Origin of the sequence: Novosphingobium profundi, assembly GCF_020524485.1 — a bacterium.
GTDB classification, from domain to species: domain Bacteria; phylum Pseudomonadota; class Alphaproteobacteria; order Sphingomonadales; family Sphingomonadaceae; genus Novosphingobium; species Novosphingobium profundi_A.
Window position 1 is genome coordinate 765,937 of the sequence record NZ_JAIVLF010000001.1, and the last position, 11,927, is coordinate 777,863.

Consider the following 11,927-nt stretch of genomic DNA (forward strand, 5'->3'; position numbering starts at 1 on the left):
CCGGCAGATCGCCCGCCTCGCGACCTGCCGGAATCAAATGCTTCTGCTTGCGGGGCGCCACCCACGGGCCGATTGGTAAAGGCGATGCCGCGCAAGCCAATGGCTGGTTTCAATAGTGATCCGAGGAGTCCCTCTCGTCGATCACGCCATCGCCGTTCGTATCCAGGCGCTTGAACATACGGCCACCGGATTCGTGGAATTCCTCAAGGCTCATGTTCTGATCGTGGTCAGTATCCAGCACGCCGTAGCGCACGTATGTCTGTCGGATCTGCAGGCTGCGCCGGCGCGCCAGTTCGGCATCGAGACGTGCGCGGTACTCTTCGACGTACTCGGCTTCGGAGACCTGTCCGTCGCCATCGAGATCGAAGGATTTGTATTTGGCCTCGCGCCCGGCGGTGAATTCGGCCACCGAGACCTTGCCGTCGCCGTTCGTGTCATAGGTCTCCAGAAAGCTCGTCTTGCTGTGACCGCTGGCGGTCGCGCGCGTGCCCGTCGCGGCGCTCTCGCCGTCCTGGGCCAGCGCAGGCCCGCTCAGGGCTGTGAGGGCCGTGAGGGCGGCCAGCGCCGCTTGGGTTGTCTTCGTTGTCATGGGATATTTCCTTCGTCTGTGGGGGCGCCTTGCGCGCAAAAGGATCAGGATTGGACCTCGAAGGTGAGGCTGGTGGTGTAGCTGCGGATATCCGTCTCGGCCCCCGCCGGGGCATCGGCGCGGTGGCGGGTCATCAGGATGTAGACACCGGGGGTGTCGAAGCTGAGGTCGACTTTCCCGTCCGCGCCGGTGGTCACGGCCCTGTGCGGCTTGACCTGCTCGTAGCGCGCGTTGCCCCTGTCCAGGCTCAGCTCCTGACCTGCGAGCGGCTTGCCATCGAACAGCACCTCGAAGGCGAAGGGCCCGTCGACATAGAGGTCGCTGGGATGCGTGATCGGGTGGATTTCGAGGCGCCCGACATGGACATCGACCGGCGCGCGGGTCGGCCCCTTCTTCGAGACATAGACGTCCGAGACGGTCTCGGTCTGGCTGGTCTTCACGTATTGGGTGCCTTCGGGAAGTTCGTTGCCGCGCACCGGAACCCATTTGCCCCTGGCCATGGCCATCCTGCCCGACCGGCCGCGGCGCACGCCGCTGGTGAAGCGGTAGGTGCCTTCCTCCTCCATCCCGGCCTCGAGGATCGTGACCTGCTTGTGGCCTGAGATCCGATCGAAGGCGGCACGTTCGCCATCGGGGCCGATGACGTGGAAATCCTCCGATTCCAGGGCGATCTCGGGATGAAAGAAGTCTTCGGAGAAGGCGCTTTCCAGCGTCACCATGCGTTCGGTGTTGGCGACGAAGACATTGGGCATCATGAATCCGGTATGGGCCAGGGCCGGAAGGGGAAGAAGGGCGGCCGACGCGGCCAGCGCCAGGGGCGCAAGCGCGGAGCGGATGCCTGTCGGGACTGTCATGGGAAACCTCCTGGTGTTCGGGTACGGCTCACGAGCCGGTGATCTCGAAATTGAAGCTGCGGGGCTGGCCGTGCGGGGGCTGGGGGAAGGGCGCGGCGCGGCGCACGAGTTGCATCGCGGCGTGATCGAAGCGCGACGAGCCTGAACTGCGCGCTACGCCGATGTCCCGGCAGCGCCCGTCCTCGATCACGGTGAAATGAATGTAGGCCGCACCCGCCCCGACCGTATTCTGCCGGCGGTAGCGCATGAGGTGGCGCATGACGGCGGCCGCGTATTTGGCCGCGCCGCCCCCGGTCTGCGCCCGGCTCTCGCTTCGTTTCTTCTGGGGCTGGGCGCTGCCGTCGGCCGCCCCGGGCTCGCGAGCCGTGGTGTCTGCCTCTTGCGGACCGGCGGAACTCGGCAAAGGCGTCGGGGCCGCGATCATCACGGCGGGGGCGGTCAGGGCAAGGTCCGCGCGCACGGGTGTCGCTGCGCGCGGCGGGGCCGCGTGCGCCCGCTCGGGCAGGGCAGGGGCGGGCGCGTTCTGGGCCATAGTGACCTGTGAAGGCTCCGACCGTTCCGTCTGCGGGCGCGGAGGGCGCGGTGCCGGGGCTTCCGCAGGATTGGCGGCAGTCGCTTCAGCGCTCTGGGCTGCGCCGCGCGCGCCCCCGGCCTGGCTGAAGGCGATGACGGTCAGCGAGGTCCCGGCTCCGGTTTCGTGCACGGCCCCGCTGGCGAGGCCGACGAAGATTGCGAGCACCCCGCCATTGACCAGCGCCGAGCCGGCAAGGCCGACCAGCCGCTGCCGATCCCACTTCGAAGCCTGTGCCAGATACATCGCCTGCGCCTCCTCTTTCGCTCAGAACTGGACGGAAACCGCGCCCTTGAAGTTGCGCCCCAGGGCCGGGCGCGTGGCGAGCGCGGGCACGTAGTAGGTGTCGAAGATGTTCTCGACGCTGACCCGGAAGGTGAGGAACCTGAGGAAGCCGACCTCGGGCGAGAACGAGGCGCGCAGGTTGTGCACGTCGTAGCCCTCCTCGACTGTCCCATCGGTATCGAGATCCTCGGCCAGCACGCCTTCCCAGCGCACGTCGAGGTGGTCCCCGAAGCGTTTGCCAAGGGCGAGCTGGTAGGTGTTCTGGGGCAGGTTGCCCCAGTCGCTCAGCGCCCCTCCGGTCGAAAGCTGGGTGCCGCTCACGATGTTGCCATTGAAATCGAGATAGAAGCCGCTCGGCGTCGCATAGGAGGCCTCGATTTCGACGCCTTCGAGATAGACTTCGGCCACCCCCGAGTACGACGTGTTGTCGGTCAGGTCGGTGTCGTAGTAGTTGGCCTTGATGGCGAAGCGGTCATTCTGTGTGAAGATGCCCGTGCGGTCGAACGCCGCCCCCGCTTCCCAGCTGCGGCTCTTCTCCGGCTGGTTCATGTAAGCGACGTTTTCAAGGTCATCGATGATCGGCATCGAACGGGTCTTGGCCCAGGACCCGAACACCGAGAATCCGAAGGGCAGCTCGTAACGCGCCGAGACGCCGCCCATCAGGCCCTCATTGGTGTAGCTGGCGTTCGAGCCGTCATCGAGCTCACCCTTTACGGTCGAGGTTTCCCAGCGGACCGCAGGCGTGACCGTGAAGCCGCGGAAGAGGCCGATCTCATCCACGGCAAAGGCCGCCATGCGCCGGTCGGTGCCCCCCGGCGCGGAGCTTGCGTCCAGACGGTCCTTGTCGATGTATTCCAGCCCGACGCGCAGGTTGTGGCGGACGCTGCCGGTCGCAAAGAGCGCGGCGTTCTTGAGCGTGACCTTGGAGGTGACATAGCGCTGGTCGGCATCGGTCACCGGCGTGCCCACCTCACCGAAAATGGGCGAGGAGTAGGGAATGTAGGACTGTTCGATGTCCTGCTGCGCGCGGGTGTAGACGAGGCTGAGGTTGATCGCGTCGGTGCCCAGGGGCTCGTAGTAGTAGCCCACGACAAGGTTCTTCGACTTCGTATCGCGATCGACGTTGCCGAAGACGCCGCCGGTCGTGCCGAAGCTGTCATAGGGCTTGTCGCGCTCGGCCGTTGTGGTCTGGCTGAAGCTGGCCTTGAGGGTATGTGCGTTGTCGGCGCCGAAGTGGACCGCGCCCTTCACCAGGAAGCTGGGAAGCGAGAAGGAGCTGTTCTCGATCCGCTCGCCGTGGCCGTCTTCCTGGATGCCGCTCTTGCGGTAGCTGTAATTGGCCAGAAACTCGACGTTTTCGCTCGGCATCGCGGCCAGCGTGGTCGAGGTCGCAAAGCCGCCGCCGTTGCTGGCGCCCGAAAGGTTCTGGTTGACGGTGAAGCCGGTCTTGCCGCCGAGGTAGTCGTAGGCGTCGCTGGTCTCGAGGATCACCGTGCCGCCGATCACGCCGGACCCGTATTCGAAGCTGCCCACCGTCCCGCGCAGTACCGAGGCGCTCTTGTAGAGGAGCGGGTCGGTGAAGAGCTGGGTGCCGATGCGGTAGAGCTCTTCAGAGCCATTGGTCGCGCCGTCCACCAGGACGAGAACCTTCTGGTCGGTGCCGTAGGTGCCGGTTGCGCCGAACCCGCGGATGTTGATGCCCGAGCCGATCGGCGTCGAGCCGTTGACGATCGTGACCCCCGGGATCGAATCGATCAGTTCCGCGATCGTATTGGCCTGGCGATCCTCGATCTCCTCGCGGTTGATCGAGGTGATGGGCGTGGCGGTGTCGGTGCGAATGGCCCGCGTGCTTTCGCCGATGTCGATCGTGCCCAGAAATTCGCCGTCCGCCTTCTCGCGTGCCTGCTCGGCAGACCGCTCGGCCGTGTCCTGGGCGCTGGCCGACAGGGGCGCCGCGATGGACGCGAGCGCGAGAACCGAAACGCCAAGAGTGGCGGCGGAACGAAGATCAGGTCGCAATGTGTTTCCCCCTGAGCCCGAATGCTGGCGGGCCGCGATAATGATGCAAGTGATTCGCATTAGCTATTGTGACCTACACATATATGCAAATGCCTCGCAAGAGCATTTGTGGTGTAGGGTCATTCAGTTGGGGAGGAGGAGTGGGGCGCCCTTCAGATTCCGTTTCACCTGGGCCGCGAATGGCAGCGTAGATGGCGGCGTGAATGGCCGCGCCGGTTTTTTGGGCCTGACGTGGTTGTGATCCGTCGGGAACCACTCGGCAGAGGCGGGCGCACGTCCGAGGGGGGCGTCGCACCGAAATCGCGACGTCCTCAGGCGGTGGGGCTGTTACGCCGCGGAACGCCTCGACGTTGACTTCAATTCCAGCTCTCGATAGCTAGCACTCGTTAATGCAAGTGACTCGCATTTGCATATCATGGCCGGAGTAAGACGGGCGCGTGGGGACTTCCATCGGGCCGCTCAGGCGCCTGTGCGTCAGGTCCGGCAGGCGCGTTCCTCGCTTGCCGGTCGCTCCGGTTCCACCACTCTTTCAAGGAAAGCATCTCGATGCGTACGACCACCCTGGCCACCACGACCCTTACGGCCGCCGTCTTCACGCTTCCTGCCGGGGTTCAGGCGCAGAGCGGTGCGGTCATGATCGAGCTTCCCCGCGTTTCGGATCCCAATTACCGCAAGCCCTACCTCGCGGCCTGGCTGGAAGATGCCAACGGCAAGGCGCTGGCGGTCTCTGCAGTGCTTCATGATCAGAGCCGCATCGGGTCGCGCTGGCTCTCCGAACTGCGCACGTGGTGGCGCAAGAGCGGGCGGGACATGACCATGCCGGCGGACGGCATTTCCGCGCCGACCCGCCCGGCGGGACGTCATACCATCGAGATCAAGGGCCTCGGCGGGCTTGGCGATGGCACCTACAGTCTCGTGGTCGAGGCTGCACGGGAGAAAGCGGGGCGCGAAGTCGTGAAAGTACCCGTTGTTATCCGGGGAGGTGAGGTCCGTGCCGCCTCCGCGCAGGGCCACCGCGAGCTGGGCCGTGTCCGTGTTTCCCCGAAGGCCTGATCGTCTGTCACAGCACCTTTGCGCTCCTGCCTTGAGGAATTCTTCCGTCCATGCGTGCCTCGTTTACTGATTGGCTCATTCTCGCCGCCCTGATTGCGGCCTGGCTAGGCCTTACCTGGCTCTGCCTGCGCAAGCGCCCGCGTGCGGCCGTCGGCGGGGCATCCAGCCTCGTCGTCTACGCCTCCCAGACAGGCCACGCCCAGGAGATTGCCGAAGCCACGCATGCAGCCCTGCTCCGCTCGGACCGGGATGCCCGGCTCGTGTGTGCCAACCGTCTCGAACCGGGTGATCTTGCCGAAGCAGACCGGATCTTCTTCGTGGTCTCGACGACTGGCGAAGGCGATGCGCCCGACGATGCGGGTGATCTTGACCGTGCCTTTGCGGATAGCGACGTCGATCTGACCGGAGTGCAGGTGGCTATCCTCGCCCTGGGGGATCGACGCTATACGCACTTCTGCGCCTTTGGGGAGCGTCTCAAGACCTGGTGCGAGGCTATGGCCGCAGAGGTGACTGCCTATGTCACGGTGGATGATCTTGCCCCCGATGACCTGGTGCGGTGGGACGGGGTGCTCGTGCAGGAAGGTGTCGGCGCGATGGCCAGCGACCGTCTCGGCAACGCGCTGCGCGAATGGCGGATCGCCTCGCGTGTGTGCGTCGCCGGGCCCGTCGGCGAAGATGCCTCGACAGGCGCGAGCGGAGGCCTGTTTCGTCTGGCCCTGCGCCCCGAAGATGGCCGCCTTCCCGAGTGGGGCGTCGGCGACCTGTTCGAACTTCATACGCCCGATGGGCACCAGCGGGATTACTCGATCGCCAACCGGTGCGGGGGAGAGGAACTCATCCTCTTCGTGCGCCGTGTGATCGACAAGGGCGTACCCGGACGCGGCTCGGGCCTGCTCACTTCGCTGCCTGTGGGGACGGGCTGTGTCCGCGCCCGAATACGCGTCCATTCCGGCTTCCGCCCGCCGCTGGGAACAGGTCCTCTTCTGGCCCTAGGCGCGGGCTCGGGCTGGGCGGGGCTGCGCCCGCACCTCCTCGAGGCCATGGCAACCGGCCGCCCGTGCTGGCTCATCTTCGGCGAACGGGGCGAGGCCGATGCGGCTGATCTCCTTCAGGAAATGCGCGCGTGGCATAAGGAGGGCAGCCTCCATCGTTTCGATCTGGCCCTCTCGCGCCAGGACGGTCTGCGCGTCCCCGACATTCTCCAGGCTCACAGCGCTGATCTTTCCGAGTTCCTGACCTCTGAGGCGGCCGTGGTGCTGTGCGGGCGGCTCGCCATGGGCGAGGCCGCACTTGCCGCGCTCTTTGAGGCCATGGGGAAGGATTGGCTTGATGAGGCTCGCAATTCGGGCCGGCTCAGAAGTGATTTGTACTAACGCCTCGCTTCAGCCGTCTCTCATGTTGACCTTCTGGTGGTCGCAAGAGGCTGCTGCGCGCGCAGCCGATGGCCAGTAGGTCGCATGGTCCGTTTCCGTGTACCGCGCAGCCTGTAGCTGCCGAGCCTGCTTGGGCCTCAGGCAGGGTTAGCCCCCCTTCGGACTGGGGGTAGTCCCGATAGGCTCTGGCTTAAGCCTCTGGTTTTCCTGCTTGACCAGCCCCTGATGCGGGCTTCTGGACAGGGATATGCCATGAGAACACGTTTCCAGATCTTTCCAAGTATGATCGCGTTAGCGGTTCTCGCGTCCTGCTCGACCACTCCCAGGCCTAGCTTCAAGACGGAAGCTGCACCGGATATCAATCTGGCGTCATACAGGACCTATACCTGGGCTTTTCCAAAGCGGGACGGTGGCAATCCGTTCGTCTATGAGCGCGTGCAGAAAGCTATCGATGCAAGTCTTGCCCAAGCCGGATACGCCCTGGCTGCCGATGGCGAAGGCGACATGGAACTCGCCTTCACCCTTGGCGCACGTGACAGGGTCGATGTGACCAACTGGGGGCCGGTCGCGCCTTATTACCCGGGCTATGGCCGCAATTACCGCTATGGTTGGGCCTATCAGTACAACCAGGTGGACGTCCGCAACGTGACGGAAGGGTCACTGGCCTTGGATGTGTTCGACGCCAAGACGGACCGTCCCATATGGCACGGCATTGCATCTGCCCGGATTGGTTCGTCGGACAGCCCGAGTGATGAATTGATCCAGTCCGCAGCCAAGGGGCTCGTGGATCGTCTTGTTGCAGGTCAGATGAAGTGATGGATGGGGGTGCCGACGAGTTGCGCCAGCGAAGGTGCAAAAGCGAAAAGCCGCTCCCGCGTCCAAGGTCGGCTGGCCGCTGCAGAGAATGCGTTCTGCAAAATTCTCTGGGTAAGCTTAAAGTTGATAGATTTTTTATGCGCCTCGGATTCGGAGCCCTGTATGTCGGAGGAGCTGATGGCACGGCAACCTTGCGAACTGACGGATCGGGAGTGGGCGACTATCGAGCCCTTGCTTCCCAACAAGCCACACAGTGCGGCGCGCGTAGACGATCGCCGATTCCTCAACGGGATCATGTGGCGTTTCCGCTCTGGGGCCACCTGCGCCGGATCTCTCGTTCTGGCCGGACGGGCAAATCCGGGCAGGGGCAAAACAGGCGCCCCTAGCCTGTCCCCTCATTTTGCGGAGAGGGGATCAAGGACGAAGGCGACCCGTTCGGCCAGCGTCTCGATCTGCGCGAGATAGGTCTGGAAATGCGCAGTGGCACGGTGGGCGGCAACGGCATCCTGTCCGGTGTATAGCTCGTCCAGCACGAAGCGGGTCGGCTCGCCCTGGTCCTGCCAGAGATCGTAGCGAAGATTGCCCGCTTCGGCCCGGCTCGGCGCGAGCATGCCTTCGAGAAGCGCGCTGAGCTGGTCGGTTCTTCCGGGACGGGCGGTCAGGATGGCAACGATCTTTACAGGCGTGGTCATGGTGGTGATCCTTTCTGAACGGATGGGGGCGGTGGTGCGCATGCGAAGCGCACCACCGGTCATGCGTGTGCGCATTATGCGGCGCGCGAACCACCAAGCGCGTCGATCATGGCCTTGGCAATGGCGTGATCGGAAGCCGGGTTCTGGCCCGTGATCAGTTCGCGGTCGACGACCACATGCGGGGCAAAGTCCTCGCCTGCAGCGCTGACCTCGCCGCCCGCGAGGCGCAGGGCCTTGGGCATGTCGAAGTGCAACTCGCCCTTGAGCAGATGTTCCTCGGCAATCCTTTCCTCGCTCGCCGAGAACGCCGTCATGCGATAGCCCGCGTAGATCCAGTCCTGCGCCAGGCGGCTTGCGCTTTTATCGTCGTCCTCGATCAGGGCTGCCCGGTACGCGGCCGCGTTGCTGAGCGTCGCGACAATCGCACCGGGGCCGTGGCAGAGCAGCCCGGTTGGCTTGGCCTTGGCATGGAAGTGGCTCAGAATCATGCCCGCCTCGCGATCCTCCATGAGGTCGACTATCGGCGCATGGCCCCCGGGAACGAAGACTCCGGCAAATCCATCCAAACCCTCGGCGAGGATTGAGGACAGCGTGCGTACCGCGTTCATCGCCGGGTGCTCGGCGAAGAACTGCCTGGCGCGTTCAAGCGCGGCCTGATCGCCGCCAAAATGCTCGGCCGTGTCCGAGTCTGCATCGATATGCGGCCGGGTGCCATCGGGGGTGGCGAGTACGACATCGTAGCCAGCCTCGATCAGCGCCATTGCGGGGACGACGGTCTCGTTGAGATATTGGCCGGTCGCGGCCGAGCCACCACCGCGCAATGCAATCTGCGTGGCATTCGAGCCGAGAAAGAGCACTCTCGCCTGCGTCATCTGAACCTCCTTGAGTACGTGCAGCAACCGCTGCGGATGCCTGCAAGATGGTTCCTCCCAACATATTCGAGAAATTTATTATATTGATCCTAGATATGTCCATGTCAGTATGACTTGATGCGCTACGACCTTAACTTGCTTCCCATCTTCGTTGCCCTGATGGAGGAGCGCAATGTTACGCGGGCCGCGCAGCGGGTCGGGATGACGCAGCCTGCACTGTCCAACGCGCTCTCGCGCCTGCGGGTGATGCTGCAGGATCAGCTCTTCATTCGTGAGCGCTATGGCATCCAGCCTACGCCCATTGCGCTCGAACTCGCGCCGACGATTGCCGAGGCACTGGCCAAACTTGATGATGCCGTGCTGGGCCAGCAGGCCTTCGATCCGGCGAAGGCCGAGCGGGTCTTCACCATCGCCCCGAATGGCTATGTCGAGTTCGTTCTGGTGCCCGCCGTGGTGGCCCGGCTCCAGCAGGTGGCACCGGGTATCAAGCTGCGGCTGACACCCTATGGCAACGATCTGGCCGAGACGGGCGTCGTGTCCGGCACGACCGCGCTGGTGCTGGGCCGTATCGTCGATCCGCCCGACAATCTCGTCGTACAGCACCTTATGGATGAAAGCCTGGCCTGCGCCGTGCGGGCAGACCATCCTTCTGTGGGCGACGCGATGACGCGCGCGCAGTTCGAGGCGTTGAAGCACGTCAACATCATGCCTCCGGGGCGCATGCGCGCGGGTCTGTTCCAGGCGCTCGCCCAGCAGGACCTCAAGCGCGAGGTGGCCATTTCCGTCACCAACTTCTTCGCGGTCGCCGAGATGGTGGCGGCCACCGACTATTGCGCAACGCTGCCCTCGCTTATCTGTCAGCGGCTGAGGCAGGATCCGCGTCTGAAAATCCTGCCAACCCCGGTGGACCTTGGCACGTTCCCCGTCGAAATGGCCTGGCATGTCCGGTACCGGCAGGACCCGGCTCATCGCTGGCTGCGGGGATTGATTGCCGATGTGGTTCGGGAGCTGTCAGCTTCCGCGTGAAGCGCCTCGTGCCACCCAAGCCTCGCTTGCGAGCTATCCCAAACGCAAGATCGCCCCGGAAAGCCGAAGCTATCCGAGGCGATCCCGGTTGGGAGCTCATGGAAGGGGCGAAGGGCGCCCGGTGCCGTGCGGATCAGGCTGCAGCGGGCGCCTTGGCGAAGTAGGTCTCGACCAGCATCTTGGAGGCGTGCCGCGCCAGTGCCTGCGTGGGGGCATTGGTGTTGCCGCTGATGATCTGGGGCATGATCGAGGCGTCGATGACGTGAAGGTTGTCGATGCCCTTTACCTTGAGGCGCGCATCGACGACGCTCATCGGGTCCTCGGGCTTGCCCATCGCGCAGGTGCCGACCGGATGCCACATGGTGGTGGCAACCTGCTTGACGAACCCGCCGATGTCCTCGTCGCTCTGGACGGCCGCGCCGGGGACGAATTCCTCCTCGATCACCTCGGCCAGCGAGCGCTGTGCCATGACCTTGCGCAGGGCCTTGACCGCCGCGATGCCGACCTTGAGGTCGTAAGGATCGCCGATGAAGTTGGGGTTGATCAGCGGCATCGAGGTGGGATCGGCGTCGGCAAGGCGAACCCAGCCCCGGCTTCGGGGCTGGAGCACCACCGTGGCGAAGGTGACGCCCGAGCGCGAACCCGACGGGTTGAGGCCGTCCTGCGAAATGATCGGCTCGTGGTAGCATTGGACCGTGGGTTCCTGGTTCTCCAGGTCATCCGGATCGAAGTAGGACACGGTCTCGATGCCATTGCCCGAGGCCGGGCCGTCGCCCGTGACCAGATAGCGCGCGCCCGAGGCCAGCATGCCCACCCCTTGCGCGGCGGACTGATAGCCCATCTTGCCCTTCACGAAGGCGGCGATCGGAATGATCGGGTGGTCCTGCAGGTTTTCGCCGACGCCGGGCAGGTCCTCGATCACGGGAATGCCGAACTTCTCGAGCTGTTCGCGCGGGCCCACGCCCGAATACATGAGCACCTTGGGGCTTTGCACGGCGCCTGCCGAGAGAATGACGAGATCGGCGCGGATTTCTTCTTCCTGCGACCCGTGGCGCACGCAAACGCCGACCGCCTTGTGGTTCTCGATCAGAACCTTCGTCACCGTGCGCGACGTCAGGAGATCGACGCGGCCGGCATCGACCTGGGGATGCAGATAGGCGACCGCCGCGCTGGCGCGCTTGCCATTGTCGATGTTCATCTGGACCGGGGATACGCCGGTCTGGGTCGTGCCGTTATAGTCGGCGTTGTAGTCCAGGCCGAACTCCTGAAACGCTTTCATGCAGCGCTGGTTGAGCTCGTTGATGCCCTTGGGCAGTTCGACCGAGAGGGGGCCGTCGATGCCGTGATGCTCGTTGTGGAAGGTGTCGTTGCGCTCCTGCTCGATGTAAGTCGTGCGCATCGTGTCCCACGACCAGTCGCCGGTTTCGCCCACGGCCTCCTGCCAGGCGTCGAAATCCTGCTTCTGGCCGCGCACGTAGCACATCGCGTTGACCGATGTGCCGCCACCCACGACCTTGCCCATGCGGAAGCGGCGGCGCTGGCCGTTCACGGGTACGGTGTCGTAGGGCCAGACCGCGGTATCCTTGGCGAGCAGTTTGGAATAGCCAGCGGGAATGTGGATCATCGGGTTGCGATCCAGCGGCCCGGCTTCCAGCACGGCAATCGATTTGTCGGTGTGCTGTGCGAGGTAGTCGGCAACGACGCAGCCTGCCGCGCCGCTGCCCACGATGAGAACGTCGTAGTGCTTTCCAGACATCAGGTAACCTTTCTTTTTGTT

General features: G+C 64.5%; 11 protein-coding genes and 1 pseudogene. 5 read left to right on the forward strand and 7 right to left on the reverse strand.

The window, feature by feature from the left end:
• Positions 1-109 precede the first annotated feature (109 nt).
• The 4 genes from LC060_RS03325 to LC060_RS03340 are packed head-to-tail and all read right to left on the reverse strand — an operon-like array spanning position 110 to position 4,318.
• Positions 110-589 (reverse strand): EF-hand domain-containing protein, encoded by a 480-nt coding sequence (locus LC060_RS03325; RefSeq protein ID WP_226632684.1) that lies wholly within the window; start codon positions 587-589, stop codon positions 110-112.
• Positions 590-633: 44 nt separating this feature from the next.
• A complete protein-coding gene (locus LC060_RS03330; protein ID WP_226632686.1) occupies positions 634-1,443 on the reverse strand; it encodes a DUF4198 domain-containing protein in 810 nt (269 codons plus the stop codon).
• Positions 1,444-1,471: 28 nt separating this feature from the next.
• Positions 1,472-2,260 carry an energy transducer TonB gene (locus LC060_RS03335; protein WP_226632688.1) on the reverse strand — a complete coding sequence of 263 codons (789 nt, stop codon included), beginning with the start codon at positions 2,258-2,260 and terminating at the stop codon, positions 1,472-1,474.
• A 21-nt stretch (positions 2,261-2,281) separates the two neighbouring features.
• Positions 2,282-4,318 carry a TonB-dependent receptor plug domain-containing protein gene (locus LC060_RS03340; protein WP_226632696.1) on the reverse strand — a complete coding sequence of 679 codons (2,037 nt, stop codon included), beginning with the start codon at positions 4,316-4,318 and terminating at the stop codon, positions 2,282-2,284.
• A gap of 546 nt (positions 4,319-4,864) precedes the next feature.
• On the opposite strand from LC060_RS03340, the gene LC060_RS03345 reads away from it, so the two are divergent.
• From LC060_RS03345 to LC060_RS03360, 4 genes and pseudogenes are all read left to right on the forward strand, one after another.
• Positions 4,865-5,371, forward strand: coding sequence for a DUF2271 domain-containing protein (locus LC060_RS03345; RefSeq protein WP_226632698.1), 507 nt, complete (start codon positions 4,865-4,867; stop codon positions 5,369-5,371).
• 50 nt (positions 5,372-5,421) lie between these two features.
• Positions 5,422-6,744 (forward strand): NADPH cytochrome P450 oxidoreductase family protein, encoded by a 1,323-nt coding sequence (locus tag LC060_RS03350; RefSeq protein WP_226632700.1) that lies wholly within the window; start codon positions 5,422-5,424, stop codon positions 6,742-6,744.
• A 252-nt stretch (positions 6,745-6,996) separates the two neighbouring features.
• The gene (locus LC060_RS03355) at positions 6,997-7,560 is read left to right on the forward strand and encodes a DUF4136 domain-containing protein (protein ID WP_226632702.1); all 564 of its coding nucleotides are present in this window, start codon (positions 6,997-6,999) and stop codon (positions 7,558-7,560) included.
• A 177-nt stretch (positions 7,561-7,737) separates the two neighbouring features.
• A pseudogene (locus LC060_RS03360) lies at positions 7,738-7,887 on the forward strand (transposase); the annotation flags it as partial.
• 68 nt (positions 7,888-7,955) lie between these two features.
• On the opposite strand, the gene LC060_RS03365 reads toward LC060_RS03360, so the two are convergent.
• Complete coding sequence (locus LC060_RS03365) at positions 7,956-8,252, reverse strand: putative quinol monooxygenase (protein WP_226632703.1); 297 nt, start codon at positions 8,250-8,252, stop codon at positions 7,956-7,958.
• 74 nt (positions 8,253-8,326) lie between these two features.
• The gene (locus tag LC060_RS03370; protein WP_226632705.1) at positions 8,327-9,124 is read right to left on the reverse strand and encodes a type 1 glutamine amidotransferase domain-containing protein; all 798 of its coding nucleotides are present in this window, start codon (positions 9,122-9,124) and stop codon (positions 8,327-8,329) included.
• Between the two features lie 117 nt (positions 9,125-9,241).
• Here LC060_RS03370 and LC060_RS03375 point away from each other — a divergent pair, with 117 nt between their 5' ends.
• Complete coding sequence (locus LC060_RS03375) at positions 9,242-10,150, forward strand: LysR family transcriptional regulator (RefSeq protein ID WP_226632708.1); 909 nt, start codon at positions 9,242-9,244, stop codon at positions 10,148-10,150.
• A 133-nt stretch (positions 10,151-10,283) separates the two neighbouring features.
• Here LC060_RS03375 and LC060_RS03380 read toward each other — a convergent pair whose 3' ends face one another.
• On the reverse strand, positions 10,284-11,906 hold the full coding sequence (locus LC060_RS03380; protein ID WP_226632710.1) for a GMC family oxidoreductase: 1,623 nt from the start codon (positions 11,904-11,906) through the stop codon (positions 10,284-10,286).
• Positions 11,907-11,927: the final 21 nt, after the last annotated feature.

Coding starts and splice junctions, on each gene's coding strand:
- LC060_RS03380 (WP_226632710.1), bottom strand. CDS start 11,906: ATGTCTGGAAAGCACTACGACGTTCTCATCGTGGGCAGCGGCGCGGCA.
- LC060_RS03350 (WP_226632700.1), top strand. CDS start 5,422: ATGCGTGCCTCGTTTACTGATTGGCTCATTCTCGCCGCCCTGATTGCG.
- LC060_RS03375 (WP_226632708.1), top strand. CDS start 9,242: ATGCGCTACGACCTTAACTTGCTTCCCATCTTCGTTGCCCTGATGGAG.
- LC060_RS03355 (WP_226632702.1), top strand. CDS start 6,997: ATGAGAACACGTTTCCAGATCTTTCCAAGTATGATCGCGTTAGCGGTT.
- LC060_RS03345 (WP_226632698.1), top strand. CDS start 4,865: ATGCGTACGACCACCCTGGCCACCACGACCCTTACGGCCGCCGTCTTC.
- LC060_RS03370 (WP_226632705.1), bottom strand. CDS start 9,124: ATGACGCAGGCGAGAGTGCTCTTTCTCGGCTCGAATGCCACGCAGATT.
- LC060_RS03335 (WP_226632688.1), bottom strand. CDS start 2,260: ATGTATCTGGCACAGGCTTCGAAGTGGGATCGGCAGCGGCTGGTCGGC.
- LC060_RS03330 (WP_226632686.1), bottom strand. CDS start 1,443: ATGACAGTCCCGACAGGCATCCGCTCCGCGCTTGCGCCCCTGGCGCTG.
- LC060_RS03325 (WP_226632684.1), bottom strand. CDS start 589: ATGACAACGAAGACAACCCAAGCGGCGCTGGCCGCCCTCACGGCCCTC.
- LC060_RS03365 (WP_226632703.1), bottom strand. CDS start 8,252: ATGACCACGCCTGTAAAGATCGTTGCCATCCTGACCGCCCGTCCCGGA.